The 15,775-nt window shown below is 61.0% G+C and carries 14 protein-coding genes and 3 pseudogenes; 8 read left to right on the top strand and 9 right to left on the bottom strand.

Annotated elements, in window-relative coordinates:
• Positions 1-112 precede the first annotated feature (112 nt).
• From O7A70_RS06500 to O7A70_RS06490, 3 genes are all read right to left on the bottom strand, one after another.
• Positions 113-337 (bottom strand): transcriptional regulator domain-containing protein, encoded by a 225-nt coding sequence (locus O7A70_RS06500; protein ID WP_337139633.1) that lies wholly within the window; start codon positions 335-337, stop codon positions 113-115.
• Between the two features lie 133 nt (positions 338-470).
• Positions 471-749 carry a DNA -binding domain-containing protein gene (locus tag O7A70_RS06495; RefSeq protein ID WP_337128555.1) on the bottom strand — a complete coding sequence of 93 codons (279 nt, stop codon included), beginning with the start codon at positions 747-749 and terminating at the stop codon, positions 471-473.
• Complete coding sequence (locus tag O7A70_RS06490; protein ID WP_337128554.1) at positions 742-900, bottom strand: hypothetical protein; 159 nt, start codon at positions 898-900, stop codon at positions 742-744. Before O7A70_RS06490 ends, O7A70_RS06495 begins: the two co-directional genes overlap by 8 nt.
• Before the next feature lie 37 nt (positions 901-937).
• On the opposite strand from O7A70_RS06490, the gene O7A70_RS06485 reads away from it, so the two are divergent.
• Positions 938-1,198 carry a helix-turn-helix domain-containing protein gene (locus tag O7A70_RS06485; RefSeq protein ID WP_337139632.1) on the top strand — a complete coding sequence of 87 codons (261 nt, stop codon included), beginning with the start codon at positions 938-940 and terminating at the stop codon, positions 1,196-1,198.
• Positions 1,199-1,392: 194 nt separating this feature from the next.
• Here the strand turns inward: O7A70_RS06485 and O7A70_RS06480 are convergent.
• Positions 1,393-2,034, bottom strand: a pseudogene (locus O7A70_RS06480) (DUF932 domain-containing protein); the annotation flags it as partial.
• Between the two features lie 183 nt (positions 2,035-2,217).
• Between O7A70_RS06480 and O7A70_RS06475 the strand changes: the two are divergent.
• The 4 genes from O7A70_RS06475 to O7A70_RS06460 are packed head-to-tail and all read left to right on the top strand — an operon-like array spanning position 2,218 to position 7,434.
• Entirely contained in the window at positions 2,218-3,363 is a 1,146-nt protein-coding gene (locus O7A70_RS06475; protein ID WP_337139631.1) for a tyrosine-type recombinase/integrase, read from the top strand.
• Positions 3,353-5,119 carry a hypothetical protein gene (locus O7A70_RS06470; protein ID WP_337139630.1) on the top strand — a complete coding sequence of 589 codons (1,767 nt, stop codon included), beginning with the start codon at positions 3,353-3,355 and terminating at the stop codon, positions 5,117-5,119. The genes O7A70_RS06475 and O7A70_RS06470 overlap by 11 nt, the downstream gene beginning before the upstream one ends.
• Before the next feature lie 4 nt (positions 5,120-5,123).
• Positions 5,124-6,986, top strand: coding sequence for an integrase (locus tag O7A70_RS06465; protein ID WP_337139629.1), 1,863 nt, complete (start codon positions 5,124-5,126; stop codon positions 6,984-6,986).
• The gene (locus O7A70_RS06460; RefSeq protein WP_337139628.1) at positions 6,976-7,434 is read left to right on the top strand and encodes a TetR family transcriptional regulator; all 459 of its coding nucleotides are present in this window, start codon (positions 6,976-6,978) and stop codon (positions 7,432-7,434) included. The genes O7A70_RS06465 and O7A70_RS06460 overlap by 11 nt, the downstream gene beginning before the upstream one ends.
• On the opposite strand, the gene O7A70_RS06455 is transcribed toward O7A70_RS06460, so the two are convergent.
• Both O7A70_RS06455 and O7A70_RS06450 read right to left on the bottom strand, forming a co-directional pair.
• Positions 7,435-8,325, bottom strand: coding sequence for an ArdC family protein (locus O7A70_RS06455; RefSeq protein WP_337139627.1), 891 nt, complete (start codon positions 8,323-8,325; stop codon positions 7,435-7,437).
• Positions 8,326-8,366: 41 nt separating this feature from the next.
• Positions 8,367-8,961, bottom strand: a pseudogene (locus O7A70_RS06450) (DUF932 domain-containing protein); the annotation flags it as partial.
• 422 nt (positions 8,962-9,383) lie between these two features.
• Between O7A70_RS06450 and O7A70_RS06445 the strand changes: the two are divergent.
• Positions 9,384-9,917, top strand: coding sequence for a MucR family transcriptional regulator (locus O7A70_RS06445; protein WP_337139694.1), 534 nt, complete (start codon positions 9,384-9,386; stop codon positions 9,915-9,917).
• A gap of 98 nt (positions 9,918-10,015) precedes the next feature.
• Here the strand turns inward: O7A70_RS06445 and O7A70_RS06440 are convergent, their stop codons facing one another.
• On the bottom strand, positions 10,016-10,327 hold the full coding sequence (locus O7A70_RS06440; RefSeq protein ID WP_337128550.1) for a DUF736 domain-containing protein: 312 nt from the start codon (positions 10,325-10,327) through the stop codon (positions 10,016-10,018).
• 932 nt (positions 10,328-11,259) lie between these two features.
• Entirely contained in the window at positions 11,260-13,305 is a 2,046-nt protein-coding gene (locus tag O7A70_RS06435) for a ParB/RepB/Spo0J family partition protein (RefSeq protein WP_337139626.1), read from the bottom strand.
• A 442-nt stretch (positions 13,306-13,747) separates the two neighbouring features.
• On the opposite strand from O7A70_RS06435, the pseudogene O7A70_RS06430 reads away from it, so the two are divergent.
• A pseudogene (locus tag O7A70_RS06430) lies at positions 13,748-14,155 on the top strand (IS66 family transposase); the annotation flags it as partial.
• A 215-nt stretch (positions 14,156-14,370) separates the two neighbouring features.
• Here the strand turns inward: O7A70_RS06430 and O7A70_RS06425 are convergent.
• Positions 14,371-15,069 (bottom strand): host specificity protein, encoded by a 699-nt coding sequence (locus tag O7A70_RS06425; RefSeq protein ID WP_337128548.1) that lies wholly within the window; start codon positions 15,067-15,069, stop codon positions 14,371-14,373.
• Positions 15,070-15,473: 404 nt separating this feature from the next.
• Between O7A70_RS06425 and O7A70_RS06420 the strand changes: the two genes are divergently transcribed.
• Positions 15,474-15,695 carry a hypothetical protein gene (locus O7A70_RS06420; protein WP_337139625.1) on the top strand — a complete coding sequence of 74 codons (222 nt, stop codon included), beginning with the start codon at positions 15,474-15,476 and terminating at the stop codon, positions 15,693-15,695.
• Positions 15,696-15,775: the final 80 nt, after the last annotated feature.

The raw sequence follows: 15,775 nt of genomic DNA, 5'->3' as shown, positions 1-15,775 counted from the left end.
CCAGCTCTGAACCCTGCTGAATCGACGGGCCGGCTGCGAGGAGCCGGCGGCAACTGTCCACCGCGTTGCGCGAAGAACCCGTGGCGAGGCCTGTTCTGTCCAGACGATGTGTTCAGGCGAGAGAGGCTCGGCACCCGGAATCGTGAAATCGCGCGCCCCAGCGAACGGCGAAGTCGCGCGAGCCGGTGATTTCTCCTGTCGTCAGCGGCCCTGAGGCCAAGCGCTCACATTCGGCGACGAAATCGGCGTTCCGGATCAGATACTCGGCGGCAAACGCGTCGGCTTCGTAGCCGCGCATGTGCTCGTATACTGCCGGATCGGTCCAATCGCTGTGCATGGCCACGGTCCCCACACCGACGCCCGCGGTCTGCCGCGAGCTTCGCCATCAGCTTCCGAGGCAACTGTTGCTTTGAGTAGTCAGAGGTTCGGCAAACCGCTTTGCTGAATGAGCACAGCGTCGGTTCGCGTGCCTAGTGTGGTGCACCGCCGGCCAGGAGGTAGCGATAGCCGTTGGTGGTCATCCACCGGGCGCGAGCGAGATGCGTCTCCCACGCCCTGAATGCCCGTTCCGGCTCCTTTGCGGGATCGATGTGCAGAACGATCCTGGCCACCTCGCGCCAGTCGGCGTCTTCGGCTGCTGCATCGAGAAGGCGGATGTAGGTGAGCAGCCGCTCCTCGTCGTAGCCGGTCAGGATGGGGACGTCTGGCGCGACGTCGGCGACATCGGGATCGAGGAGAGGCTTAAGCATGGCAATCTCGTGCGCCGAGACCTTTTTCTTCGATGTGCTGCCAAATCCTGATTGGGATGCCTGGATGCACCACGGCTTTCACCTCGATGAGTTCATGCTGATCGATGAGGGCGACCAGATTATCAGATTTTCTGGTTATCTGATTTTCCATTTAATTGATCTGCCGGCTTCGTCAAGGACCGGCAAAAATGCAGAAGACGCTTCGATCACCAAGACATCTGCGTCTTGTCCAACTGATCGTCGAAAAGCGCAGGAAAGCCGGCCTGAGCCAGGCTGATTTGGCAAAAGCGCTGGACAGATATCAATCGGTGGTCGCGGCCATCGAATCCGGGGGCCGGCGAATCGATGTCGTCGAATTTCTCGATCTGGCTGAAACGATAGGCTTCGATCCGCACGAGCTATTGAACGAGGTCGTATCCGTTCAAAACGTCAAGTCAAAGCATCGGTAAAATTCGATGTCGTGCTTGATGACCAGCCACGCATCGCAATTAGACTGCAGTCGCATCGCGAGCCGGGCACAGCCCGGCGAGCGGGCGGCCGCCCAAGAGGCGCGGCCGCCGCTGTCAAACCCAGATAGCGGAGGGGCTGAAGATTCCAGCATGACGCTGCGCGGCCGAATTTCGACCGCGCAGCGTCGAAACGATCAGGCTGCCTTTTCCAGCAATGCCTTCGCCTTCCCCTCAAGCTCAAGCCGGCTGTCCTGATGGGATTTGGTGCGGGCATGCGCGGTCATCCCTTGCACGAAATCGAAAATGCTTTCGGGCGGCCTGCCCTCCTCCTGCAAGACGGCATCGATGATCTTCCCGGTTTCGGCCTTGGAGAACCCGCGCTTGCGCAGGAAGGTTTCGCGGTCGTCATCGTTGCGGGCGACGATCTTCTCACGCGCAGCCTTGATGCCGGCGATGAAGGGCGCCGGCGAGGAGTTGGCGAAGCGGGTCAAGGCGGGTGCCGCCTCGTGGGCGAACCGCTGTGCCGCAAACTTCGAATGGCGAATGCTGATTTCCTCGAAGCCTTCCACACCCCAAAGGTTGCGGTTCATGCAGACAGCGCGAAGATAGAAAGAGGCGATGCCGAGCGTCTTGCTGCCGACTTCCGAATTCCAGCAATAAAATCCCCGGAAATACAAATCCGGCTCTCCGTTCGGCAGGCGTCCGGCCTCGATTGGGTGGGTATCGTCGACCAGAAACAGGAACACGTCGCGGTCGCTGGCGTAAAGCGTGGTGGTATCCTTGGTGACGTCCACGAAGGGATTGTGCGTCATGGTCGCCCAGTCCAGCATACCCGGATAGATCACGTCATCTGACTGTCTCCATAGTCCTGTATGCGACGGCAGCGCAGGCTCCTCAAAGGGAAGCATCAGCGTGCCTTCAGCGTTGCGCCGGGAGATCCGCGCAGGGCGGAGGCGTAGCCGAAGCCCGGAGCGGATTTCCCGGCGCAACGCCGATCCAAAGCCCGCTGGAGGCATGATATGGCCATGATCGTGCGTGCAGCTCCTGGGCATCCACCGATCCCGCCCGACTTTCCCATTCTCCTTTCCAATCGGATGCAGATCATCGAACCTGCCTTCGCCTATCTGATTGGACAGGCCGAGTTGCGGGCGCACTCGCCGGAAACAATCCGGACCTATGGCGAGCATCTCTACGACTGGTTCGACACGCTTGAGCAATCGGAGCTCTCCTGGGACAGGGTCGATGAAGGCACCATTCTGGCCTACCGAAACAGGATGCTCGAGACGCCGAGCGCGTATACGGGAAGGCCTTATTCCCGGTCGACCATCAATGACAGGGTGCGGTCGGTCTGCCGCTTCTATGCCTGGGCGCATCGCCGCAACATGATTGACGAACTCCCGTTCAGCTATCGGGAGGCACCGCCAATAGGAGCCGCCTTAAAAGGTTTCCTTGCGCACGCGGCGGGCAAGCCCGCGCCCGGAAACATGCTGACGGTCTCGGAATATGAAACATTGCCTAGGCCGTTGCGCGTCCACGATCTTCACCAGTTGCTCGCCGCTCTCGACATGCCCTACCGACTGATCGCGGAATGGGCGGTGACCAGTGGCATGCGACGGATGGAGCTGTGTGCGCTGACGGTGGACCAGGTGCCGCGCAGCGACAAACTGCACATGGAGGATCACCCGCTGGTGGGGATCCCGCTCACCGTCACGAAGGGAAACCGAAGGCGCACGGTCTATCCGCCGCTGAGGCTCATCGACCGCACCAACTGGTATATTGGAGAAAACCGCGCGGCGCTGATAACGCGGTTGCGACGGCGAGACCCAGACTACGTGCCGTCGAACACCCTCTTCCTCAACAAGCGTGGCCTGCCCGTCAACAAAGCCCGGCTGTCGGCCGCATTCGCGCGTGGCTTTGCCGCAGCGGGGCTGGATGGCTCTGGCCACTGGCTGCGGCACACCTTCGCGACGATCATGCTGGTGCGGCTACAGGCGGAAGCGCAACGCAATCCCGACATCAATCCCCTCAAGGTCCTTCAGGTCCTGCTTGGTCACGCTTCGATCGAAACGACGGCGATCTATCTGCGCTGTGTCGAATTGCATGGAGACAAGATCGCCGAAACGATCGAGTATCTCTACGGCCGTGTGATCGACGATGCGTACTGACCGCCGACGCATCGACCGCCGGCTATCGGATGAGGCACAGCCCACGGTCTCGATTGAAGGTGGGCCGATTGTGCTGTTCCGCGATGCGTGGGGCGAGCTGGTTCAGCGATTCGACCTCGGGCAACTCAATCTTCCAGCCGAGCTGGTCGCGCCCTATGCCGAGGCGTTCCGGGGACATCATGTGGCGTCGTCGCCCGCCACGCGTCACCAGTGCTGGAACGCACTGAAGTTCTTCGCTCGCTTTCTCGCCGATGGCAGCAGTGTCCAGGTGCCGGCGAATTTAACGACCGAACTGTTTGGCCGATACATATTGTGGCTGGACGCCTTGCCTTCGCGAACCGGAAAACCCTGTGCTCCGGGCCTGCGTCACAATCGCTATCAGCCGGTCAAGCTTCTGACCGAGCGGATCGCGAGACGAAGGCCCGATCTGCTGCCGATCCGGCCATCCTTCCCCTTCAATCCGTTTCCCGGCAGGCATGCGCCGAAGGAAGGTAGCCGGCTGTCCGGCTCGCAGCTCAAGGCAATCTTGCGGTCGTGCTATGAAGAGATCGACGATGCCTGGGCGCTGTTCGAGGAGGGACAGCGACTGCTTGAGGCGCCGGCAAAGGGTGATAATCCGGATGGCTTTGAAGCCATGCTGCGGGAATTACATTGTCTCGGGCACGGTGTGATGCCGTCGCGTCATGCCTTGCCCGACCGGCTCGGCCGCAGGTTACACCTCCATGGCGGGCACGACAGGTTCGAACGTCATCTTCACGCAACGCCGGACTGTCTGGCCCCCTTCTTCATCGCCATTGCGATCCAGACAGCGGGAAACGCCGAAGCGCTTCGGCTCATCGACCGCGATTGCATCGAGCCTCATCCCCTGATCGAACATCGGACGATGATCGACTGGCAGAAGGGCCGCGCCGGACATCTGGTAAAACGGGCGCAGCGACGGTCCTTCGATCGCCGGCGGCGCTATGCGGCACCCAATATCATCGACAAGCTGCTGAAAATAACCGCGCCGCTGGCGGTGCGCACAACCGCGAGCGAAAAGGATCGACTGTTCCTGATGCGCAGGCCGGGCCGGGACGTCGCCGTCATCCAGCGCACGACCCTCGAAGGCGCCATGGCTCGATTCATCGAGCGGGCAAACCGGCGTATCGATGCATGGAATGTCGAACATCCCGATCAATTGCGAACGGCGTTGCCGCGCTTCCACACGAGTATGTTCCGGGGCAGCGTCGCCGTCGAACATTATCGTGCATCGGGAGGGGACGTGCGGGCGGCGCAGAATGTGCTCAATCATAACAGCCCGGAACTCACGGATCGCTATATTAGGGGAGATCAGAGCCGTGGGCTCCAGCACGAAACCATCTCCAAACTACAGAGGATGATGGTGGCCTGGATTCTCGAAACTCCTCAGGTCTCCAATCCCTGTTCGTCAGCATCGGCTCGTGCCGCGGAGTCGTTTGGCCATCGCTGCACCGATCCCATGGCTGGCGGGGAAAAGCTCTGCCCGCACTTCGGCGGCTGCCTGACCTGCCCCGGCCTGGTGGTGCCGATCGATGCAACGCATCTCGCCCGTATCCTTCTGGCGATAGAACAGCTGGAGAAGGCACGCACGCGCCTCGACCCGCAACGGTGGGCGCTGATCTACAAGCCCAGCCACGATCTTCTCGTCGGTGGCATCCTGCCCGACTTCCCTGCCGAGCTTCATGACGATGCGCGCGCCCTGATGGCCTCGTTGCCCGCCTTGCCGACGCTGGAGTGAAACGATGGCCCAGACTGCGACTACCCTGCGAAATGCTTCGTTCCTGCCTCGCTCGATCTCGTCCACCTCGACCTGGTATGACGACACATGGCGCTTCGATCTCACCCGGCCTGGCGTCACCGACAGCAGCCGGACAATCGACTGGACGTTCGAGCTTCCCGATGGCAGCCGGTTCACCGAGCCGACATGGACAGCGCTGCGCGACACCGTCAAACGCTTTCTATGGTCGCTCAGGACCGATCCACCGGCGGGCAAACGAAGACTCGGACCTGGCTCCCTCATCTCGATCTTCAACCAGACGCGCGTTCTGGTCTGCTGGATGGTCGGTGAAGGATATGACAGCTTCAATCAGCTTGATGCCGATGCTGCAGCCCGGTTTATGACCACGCTGAGGGAGCGGCCGGGACGAAAGGGCGAAGCGTTGTCGCTTGCCACCCGGGCCGGGTATCTGTCGACGCTGTCGCGCCTCCATGGCCAACGGGAGAAGCTGATCGACGGCGTTCCCGATGATCTTCGCAGGTTCCTGGATGAACACGGTTCCCGACTTCCGCGCCTTGATCGCCAGGGTCGAGGCTTTCCCTATACACCCGACGCGGTTGCAACCGCGCTGGTCGGCGGCGCTTTGCGGCTCATTCGCACGCCGGCCGACGACGTGATCGCGCTCCGCGATCTGGCTGCAGTTGCCTATGCCTACCGGCTGGATGGCAAGCCGACGCCTGCGAGAGAGGCGCGGGCTCGTCGCATGCTCGACAGCTTCTCGTTCTCGACGTTGCCGAATGAGGACAGTCCTTGGCATGCGCCAGTTGTGCAATTGAAAGACATCCATGCGCTGATCGATCGGATCTACGATGCCTGCTTCGTGGTGATCGCCTGGCTTGTCGGCGCGCGCGTCTCGGAAATCCTCGGGCTCGAGGCCGGATGCATAGAACGTCATGTCGGCCCGGATGGCCAGAAGGTCACCTATCTGCATGGACGGATTTACAAGATGGCGACGGGCGACGGTGGCAAGCCTCATCGTTGGATCGCACCCGAACCCGTGGTCCACGTCATCGACGTACTGGAGCGGTTGTCAGCACCCATCCGCAAGAAGCTTGCGACAGGCAAATTGTGGATGCTGACGCGGGATCCAACGCTGCTGCGACAGCCGATCGGCATTCCACACAGTGGGGCCTTCGGCGGCCGGCTGAACAGCAGGTTCAAGACAATGCTCGACCTTCCTCTTCATCAAGGAAGGCCCTGGCACCTGAATGTGCATCAGGGACGAAAAACATTTGCGCGCTTCATCGGCAAGCGTGACAGGACAGGCCTTCACGCCCTCCAGGAGCATCTCGGGCACGTGAGCCGGGTTATGACCGATACTGCCTATGTCGGTACGGACTTCGAACTCGCCGAATTGATCAACGACGAAATCCTGAAGGAAACGCGGGCAGCACTGGAGGACCTTCTGACAGCATCTAATCTGTCGGGTCATGCCGGGCGCATGATCGCCTCGCGGTCGCCGTTCCGGGGCCGCACACAGGATGGCGATCTCGGAGAATATTTAGACTTCATCCTGAAAGACAGCGGGATGGTGTTGGGCGTGTGCGACTGGGGTTATTGCCTTTATCGTCGCGAGCATTCCGCCTGCCAAGGTGATGACCATGGACCGAATGCAGTCCTGCGAACACAGAGCGCATGCGCCCGCTGCGCCAATTTTGCGGTAAGCGAGCGCCACAGATCGGTCTGGGAGGATCGGAAGGTGCGCAATGCACAGTTGCTTGAGCATCCTGCCCTCGACGATGAAAGCCGAAAACTCGCGCAAGAGCGCATCGTCGAATGCGATCGAATCCTCCGAGGACTGGATCGGGAGAACGATAGTGCCCGCTGATAGAACGGGCATCACGCCCCAGCAGAAGCGCCGTGATGCCACTGGCCAGCGCCTGCATGCGGCGCTGGCGCGATTGTTGGCGCAAGAGGGCGGCGCGAAGCTGTCGGTCGCCGCACTTGCGCGTGAAGCGGGCGTCGGGCGCAATGCAATCTACGTCAATCATCGCGATGTCATTGCGGAGTTGCTGGAGGCAGCTCCGCACCAGATCGACGATACCGTGGCATCGAAAGAAATGCCGGAAACCGACTGGCGCGCCGTGGTAACCGAATTGAAGGAGCAGGTTCGCGGGTTGGCGACCGAGAATGCGAGGCTGCTCAGGCGCGCGCAGGATGCCGAACTGGCAACTGCGCGCGCCGAAAAAAGAGCCGCGAAGCTCGATGCGGAACTGCGAGCGTTGCGGTCTCCCGTGCATCTGTACGGGACGGCGCCGAACGCCCGCAACCGTTGATCAGGCGGCCTGTTCATGCCGAGCGGGTTGCTGCGCGTGCATCCAATCGGCGGCTTGTTGCGCCTTGTTCGCGGCCGTGAAGATGGCGCGGGAGTCGTCCTTCAACACCTTGGTCCACGAGGCAACATAAGCCGCATGATCGGGGCGCGGGTGGTGGGCAATCCCGAGATCGGCAAGGACAAATCCGCTGAGAATCTCAACGCAGCATTCCTCGGCGGCATAGGCAGCGGAGCCAAACCGGCCCGAGAGATCGCGATCAAGCCGCTTCTTCGACCCCGAGGCGTGCCCGCATTCGTGCAGCAAAACGCCATAGAACGACGCGGGGTCGCGGAAGGCGGTAAAGTCAGGCATGAACACCGTGTCTGAAGACGGAAGATAGTAAGCTTCCGATCCGCCGAATACAGTCTTGATGCCGAGGTTGGCGATGAACGCCTCCGCGTGTGCGAGACGCTCGGTCTCCGGCAGCGTCTCCATCGGCGGGCGCTCATATCCGTCCACCTGAGCGACGTTGAATACCGAAAATGCCCGCGCGAACATCCGGCGGTGACCTTCATCATCACCATCGTCGTCAGCCGTCTCGGACGAAGCGACCTGCTTCCAAAGCACCACGGTGGTCGACCGTTCGCCCTTGCGTACCTGCGAGCCAGCGTCCTGCCATTGGCGGTATGTCCCCCATAGACCGTCGCCGTAACCTGCGGCCATGGCTGCGACCCAAAGCGCCACCGTATTTATGCCTCGATAACACTTGCCAGACGAAATATTGGTTGGCCGTGCAGCGCTGGTGCCGTTGTGGAACCACGGCGCGCGCCACTCGCCTGCACCTTGCTCGATGGCCGCGATGATCTCCGCCGTAACGCGCGTGTAGATGTCTGCCCGATCTTGAGCCGCCATGATCAGGCCCTCCCTGCGCAGGAGGTGTTCGCGCTCAAGAATACAGTTGCAAAATGACCTAAACCCGGCACCTTCCAGCGGGTGTCGCCGGTGCCGTTGCCGGCGATCTTTTGCACGGCCTCGATCAATTCAGCGTCAAATATTCTGTCCGTAATCAGGGCCGGTGACCGCACGAAGCTCGATGCGTCCGTCCTCCGCCTCCAAGGTTTTGACAAGCTCCGCGCGATGATTGAGCAGGCCGTGCTGCAGGTTGATGCCTGCCAAAGGTGCGGGAAGCTGGCGCATGTAGGTTGCGGGCGCACCGACAAGGCTGCACAGCTGGCCAAAACTCCAATGCGTGGGCGCAATCATCTGCTCCTGTCCAGGAACGATCAGCGAAAGCCGCTCGGCGTTGTCCCGACTTGCCTCGACGCGGACCGCGCGGCTCTCGACAGTGCGGGCCGTGGCACGATCCGCACGCGTCCGCACCGCATCGTAAAGTTCGGTCAGCGACAGATAACGCTCATCGTCGGGGCGTGAGAACCATTCCGACGAAACGCGTCCGCTGCGCTCGCCGCGCGAGATATCGACGCGAAAGGCGCCGGAAACGGGTTGCTGCCGATGGTTGTTGTCGGCGCTGCCGATGGTCGTGGTCATGTTCATTGGGGTCACTCCTTTTTTTCAATGCCGAAGGCATGTCCTGCGGCATGCCTTCCGGGGGCGCGTGAGCGCGCGGGAGTGATGGGGGCCATTGCCGGCGCGCGGAGCCGGGCTGCACGGTCGAGCGAAGCGGATAGGATTTGATCGTGATGGTTGGCGGTTGGTGGTCCGCTTTGCGAGCCGGCGGCCCTGCTCTGCACAGGCGGCAATGGCGGGGAAGCGAGGGGAAAGTCTCCTCGCTTCCCTTAGGGCAGTTGGCAGATTCTTCCGCGGCGATCACAATAAATCGCAACGAGGTTTAGCCGGAAGTTTCGCGCATTTGGCGATTTATGGAGCGAACAAATCATAATTCGCTTGATCTATTGTACAAACTGCACAAATAGCATGGCGACGTGATTGATGACAAAGAAGGAATCTCCATGACCGTTTCCGATGAGCAACAGGACAAAACCGATCTCATGGCGATTGCTGCTGATATCGTCTCCGCTTATGTGTCGAACAATCCAGTGCCCGTCGCGGAATTGCCGAAGCTGATCGGCGATATCCATTTTGCTTTGCGAAACGTCGGCACACCCGTTGCCGAACCTGCGGTTAAACTGGAGCCAGCCGTGTCGGTCAGAAGGTCGGTAACGCCGGACTACATCATCTGCCTGGAAGACGGAAAGAAGTTCAAATCGCTGAAGCGGCACCTCGCTACCCGTTACAATCTGAGTCCTGGGGACTATCGGCACAAGTGGAGCCTGCCTGCCGATTATCCGATGGTGGCGCCAAACTACGCCGCCGCTCGCTCCGCGATGGCGAAGGCAGCCGGGCTCGGGCGCAAGCCGGCGGCACCAGAAGCAGCCAAGGTGGAGAAACCGAAACGGATGCCGCGCGCCGCGCCCGCCGCGGTAACGGCGCCCGCTGCAAAATCGCCTGCCAAGAAAACGCGCAAAGTTGCTGCGAAGGGCTAGCCTGCTGCGGCCAATTGCCTATTGTCCGGCGGTGGCGGACTGAGCATGGTGAAGCCCCGGCGCTGCGCGCCGGGGCTTGTTTTTTGGTTAGGCCGATTTCACTCGGCGGTGCGGCGGGACCAGATGAGCGAGAACTCGCCCTGCGTTTCGGTCTCGACCAGGCTGGCATAAATCGGAGCGGGGAAGCTCGGATCGTCGAGTTTGACCGAGTGATAATCACGTCCCTCGCGCGAGGTCTTCTTCCATGCCGCCCCGAATTCAGTGCCCCCGGCGAAGATGCGGAAGTCCGGACCCTTTTCGTTGTCGCCATCGGCGGGGATGAAATCCACGGTCTTGACGTTGAGGTTGAGGGTCTTGACGGAGCCCTTGAAGCCCTTACCGGTGCTGGTGAAGATGCCGATCGTAGCCATTGCGGTGGTTCCTTCTGTTGATCGGGCCGCGCCCATCGCGGCCCCGATGGGGGTCGTGAGACCGGGGACGATCGGATCCGCACCCACCGGGGTCCCCGTTGCGCTTGCGCAATGGGGTGGTCCTCAGGGCTGGAACGAAGTGAAAGGCGGCTGACGCTGGCTTTTTTGTCTCGCGATGCAAAGCCGGCCGCTTGGGCCGGCGGCGGAAAAAAGCCAGCGGCGGCCGTTGCGGGAAGACGATCGAGGCGAAGCCGGTCTTCGGTCAGACCAACCCATCCGAGGGCGCCGTGGGCGTGGCTTGCCAGCAGATGAAGAGGAACCGCCGCAATCGCGGTCGGCTGGATTCACACCGCAACAGGCTCTTGGATCGGTGCGGGAGCCTATTCAAGGCAAGGCAGGGATCACTTCACCGCGGAAATATGATGGTGGCAATGGAAGGTCCAGGCTTGTCGGGCCCTTGCCCTGCACCCCACTGCATTCGATGCGACACGCAAACAATACGCGCAGCGAGGCAGCGACTAACGCCCCATCTTACAGAAGATCCGAGTTGTCGCGCTCCGATCCAAGCGAGCCTGGTCGAGACCACAGCGCGGCACGATACATTTGCACCTGATCCTGCGCAGCGTCGCCGCGTGATCCGCCAACCGGGAAGCTTGCGTGCCTCGCCGGAGCTTCGGCGGGAGAGTCCGCCAGCATCGTCGCCGTCGTGGGTTGACGCGCATTACGCGTTATCGGAGTGGCCTTTTCGTTGCTGCGACCGATGGTGTCGTGCTGTCGAGGTCCCCGGCCGCGCTTCCGCGCGGCCGGAAAATTCTCCTACCTGTCAAAGATGCCAACCGGAGCCACTGATGCGGCTCCGGCCTTTGCCTATCACTCGGCCGCAATGTAGAAGGGTTGGCCTTCCTCGGCCATGCTGCCGCTGTTGCCTGCGATCAATCCGTTGCATCCAGAGGTGCAAGGTCTCCCGCTGGCGGTTCGTTCGCCTCCTCGCTGCGAGCGTTACCTGTCTCGGCAAGCACAGTGGGCTCCGTTCGCATCAGCGGCGGCAGCCAACCGGTTCCGGCGAGCAACTGCTCGGCGGCTTCGGCCATCGGCTGCTTCTTCAAGGCAGCGAGCCTTTCCGCCGCCTCTTCGCTCACTGCCTCGCATATGGCGGCGAGGATATGTGCCTTGGTTATGCGCCCGAGGTAGGTGCGTACCGTCGGCGCCCAGTGGGTGGTCATGTCGAGGCTAAGCGCCGCTGCCAGCCTGTCGGCCGTTTCATGAGCGCACGGCTTGCGCTCCCAAGGTTGCTTCATGGCGTTGACCGTGAGTGAGGCGCAATGCGCAAACAACGCCATAACACTGGCATGGTCGAGCGAAGCGATGAAGCCCCATAGGTTCGCCACATCGCCGGGCATATCCGCTGCCCATCCTGCGTGGCGATCCGCCAGAGCCTTGGCCGCTGCCGTGTCCTCGATGCCATTCGCGTGGCCGGCAAGGTAGGTGCTGGTTGGCCGGATTTCCAGGCAATGCGCTTCCGCGCCCTGATAGAATGCCTGCGCAGCAAGCGTGTGCGTTACTGCGATCAGCGCGACGTCCGGTTGCTCGCCGAGCGCAAGCCGAAGGCCGAGTGTCCGGTGGGCGGTGAGGTCGCGGACGAGAAGGTCGGAAAGCGGCTTGCCAGCGTCCTGCGTTTCCTCGTCGCTATCGCCATCGCGTTCCGGACCGATACCTTCCTCGATGATCTCACCATCATCGTTGATGGTGTAGCCATCGCTACCTTCTTGCACTCGCCTTTCCGGCTGATCGTCTTCGGCGCGGATGAAGCCGCGTTCGATGCGCGCCGTCCCGTCATGGGAAAGCACGACAAACACACCGCCGTGCGTGATGACATCCGGGTCGTAGGCGTGACGCAAAGCGTCGATGCGCTCGAGTTCAGCCTCTAGTTTGCCAAAGCGCTTGTCGACATCATCGGGAAGTTCCTCGGCGCTGCTCCATTCTTCCGTCAGCCGGTTGAGCTCGTCGGACGCCGCCGCATAGGCGGCTTCGTCTTCCTCCGACAGAGCGACCGGCTGCGCATAAATGCGGCGCAGGCCATGCGCATGCGGATAGTCGATATGGACATCAGCCCATTTCCAGCCTTCGGCCTGCCTGACGCTTTCCGCGAAGCCTTGCAGCTTTTCGATGACCATTCGGTCGAGCAAAGCCGCGTCATCGTAAAAGCCGCCGCGATCATCCGTGAACAGGTCGCGGATGATCATACCGCCCGCGCCGATGTATGCCTCCGCGCCGATGAAGACGGCGCGGCGGTCGGCGGCCGCAACATGGGTCTGTGTAAGCTGGCGGCGGATCATGTAGGGATCGCGATTGTAGGTGAGGTTGTCAAAAACCTGCTCCTGCCTTGCATGATCCTCAGTGATGGTGAACGCCATCAACTGATCGAGGGTCAGATCACCATCGCGATAAACCTGCATCAGCTTGGGGCTGACAGAGCCAAGTCGCAGGCGCTGCCGCACGACATGTGCGGTTACACCGAAGCGGGCGGCGATTTCTTCCGCCCCCCAGCCGCGCTCCTCGTTGAGGCGTCGGAACGCCTCGAACTGGTCAGCTGGGTGCATCGCCTCGCGCGTGACGTTCTCGTCCAGGCTGATTTCGTGCGCATCGTTCACTGTGTCGATGACGCAGCGGACAGGTTCGGTTTTCTTGATCTGCTTGCGCTTGACGCGAAGCAGCTGCGCCAGCCGGCGACCTTCGCCGATGCTGACGAGATAGAAGCCGGTTTCAGCGCCCTCGCCGTCAAGCTCCGGTTCAACCACAAGGTTTTGCAGGATGCCCTTGGCGGCGATGCTTGCCGCATAGGCTTCGATGATCGCCTCGCTGTGTGGTGTCTTGCGCGCATTGCGCGGCGACTTTTTCAACTTGTTCAGCGGAATGAAAACCTCGGTGCCGCTTGCGCTGACATTGGCGGTTTCAACGTTCTTTGCATGGATGGTCATGGTTCTGGTCCTTTCCCGTTACATGCCGAAGGCATGCCCCTCGGCATGCCTTCCGGGGGCGCGTGAGCGCGCGGCAGAGAGGGGGGCGAATGCGGGCGAGCGGAGCTGGGCTGCGCGTCGAGCGGGGTGGATCGTGTCAGCTCAGACGATGTGGATCAGCGCCGCCTTGCGAGCGGGCGGCCCCGCCCTGCGCAGGCGGCAATCGCGGGGGAGAGATGGCCAAGACCATCTCTCCCTTCGCCCTTCGGCTCATAGGTAGAGGAGATATATAGCTGACAGACGGACGATCGAATTTTTGGGCAATTCCCACATGAGCGGGCGGTTGGCTTGTGGGACGAAGTGGATAATTCTAACTGCTTCACGCTGACCATTTCCGCACCGCATTCCGAAACTCGTCAGGTGCGCCAAGCTCGGCTTTGATCACGCCGAAGCGGTACATGAACAGTCATGCAGCCGTCACCGAACGACTCTCGTCAGCTGGCATATGCGTCCCATTCACGAGCGGCGGCTGGAGAAGCTGAAGGCCCCGCCCAAGCTCTTTGTCGGGCAGTTATGGGTCTATGCCCGCGATGACCGGCCATGGCAGGGCAGCGAACCGCCGGGTGTAGCATATGTCTATGCGCCGGACCGCAAAGCCGAGCGGCCGATTGCCCATCTCTCCGGCTTTAGTCTAGCGGCTTCCTGCAGGTCGAGGGTTATGGCGGCTATCGCACGCTGGCCGAGAAGAGTGCCTTCTGCAGGGCACACGTCCGCCGGCGCTTATGAACTGGCAGTTGCCGGTCCAGCGCCGATCGCCAGCGAGGCGCTGAGGCACATCGGCGAGCTCTATTCAACCAAGGCTCGAACTCGGCCATGATCGGCCGGCTCCTCTCCTGGCGCGCGACGCGGCGGCCGTTGCGCTACAGTCGAGGAGGCACAAAATGACAACCAGGCCGCTGACGCGTGGGGTTGCTGCCCGAGCGCGTTCAGCCATCTCAAGCGTCGGATGAGATAGATGGAGCTTTGCTGAGAGCCGGAAATCGGTTCGGATCCACTTCCTTAGTCCTCAGCTCGGCTGTGTCGCGCTCACCTTGTATAATCATCTCGCGTCCGCGGCGCACGGCCCCGCTCGATATTACGGTCCCGCTCGATATTACCGTCCCGCTCGATATTAAGGCGTTCGAAATACCAGGACGGATCATCATCATCGGACGAGTCTGTCTCTACGCTTGCTTCCCTATGGTCGTCACCGCTCTTGGAAAGATATAGCGTAGGCTTGTCTGTCCGCCGCCATTCACCGTCATCATTATTCCATTTTTCCGGATGCTGTGCAGGATCAAGGACCCAGTTATCTCTTCCCACATGAGCAAAACCCATCTGCGTGAGACGGCCCTCTGCCCCCCTAGCGGCAGGGCGTGACAGGACCAATGGGCGTTCGCCGTCAAGCCGAAGTTGATGCTCAAGCAGGATATCACCGGCATTCTCGACAAGGGGGTGAGTAACCCGAAGAGCTACTTGGGAGGTGATTTCAGTTCGCCCGGGAAACTGGGCGTGAAACCGTCCACCACCCGGGGGGACCCTCAAGCTGCCTTCTGTCTTCAGAAGGCCAACGCTTTTGTCGCCTAGCTTATAGCTGAAATATCGTGCCTCGGCCGCATCGTTGTTGGTGTTGGCGTAGCCTCTAGCAACGTTTGCCGCGCTCAAGGCCTTTAGCGACACGAAACCCGAGTACTCTTGCGGATTATCGGCAATGTGCTTGATATCATCGCCATAGAAAGCCTTCACTTCTCTCCTGAAGGTGGACCTGTCGATCTCCTCGATCGGAGGTTGCGAAGTCAGGAAATATGACCGCGGCTCTCCCGAGGATGAACTTGGGCGAAGATCGGACGCCACGCCTGCAACATTCTCCGCAAAGCGGTCAGTATCTGCTGCCCGATTTGATCCGCCGGCCCGGTTAGGACTTGGGGACCGGCTGGACGAGGCATTGATTCGGCCGTACATCAGATTCGCTCTCCTGTCGGTAGGTTTGAATGGCACCCGGGCTGATTGTTCCCAAGCACTGAAGAGCACGCTAGACCGGTTAGCTGACCATAAGCTTACGCGTGGATTTGAATTCGTTGCGTTTAAGCTAGGAGCCGGTCCGAGTAGTCACTGGTCAAGTTGGGACGGGTCTGATTCTTTGCGGATTTATGAGCAAGGAATTTCGCCCCTGGAAGATCGATGAGGCACAGCTTCTGCCGCCGGGCGTGCGGGATTACGTGCCCAACCGACGATTGAGTTTTGGGCAATTCCCATATGAGCGGGCGGTTGGGTCTGGCTGGTCGGACGAAGTCGATAATTCTAACTGCTTCACGCTGACGATTTCCGCAACGCATTTCGAAATTCGTCAGGTGCACCAAGCTCGGCTTTGATCACGCCGAAGCCATACATGAACAGTCCATGCAGCCATCACTGATCGACTCTCGTCAGCTGTTCGTAAGGTTGAGCTTGC

The organism is Mesorhizobium sp. Cs1299R1N1, assembly GCF_037179655.1.
Taxonomy (GTDB): Bacteria; Pseudomonadota; Alphaproteobacteria; order Rhizobiales; family Rhizobiaceae; genus Mesorhizobium; species Mesorhizobium salmacidum.
This window is presented reverse-complemented; position numbering and strand designations above follow the sequence as displayed.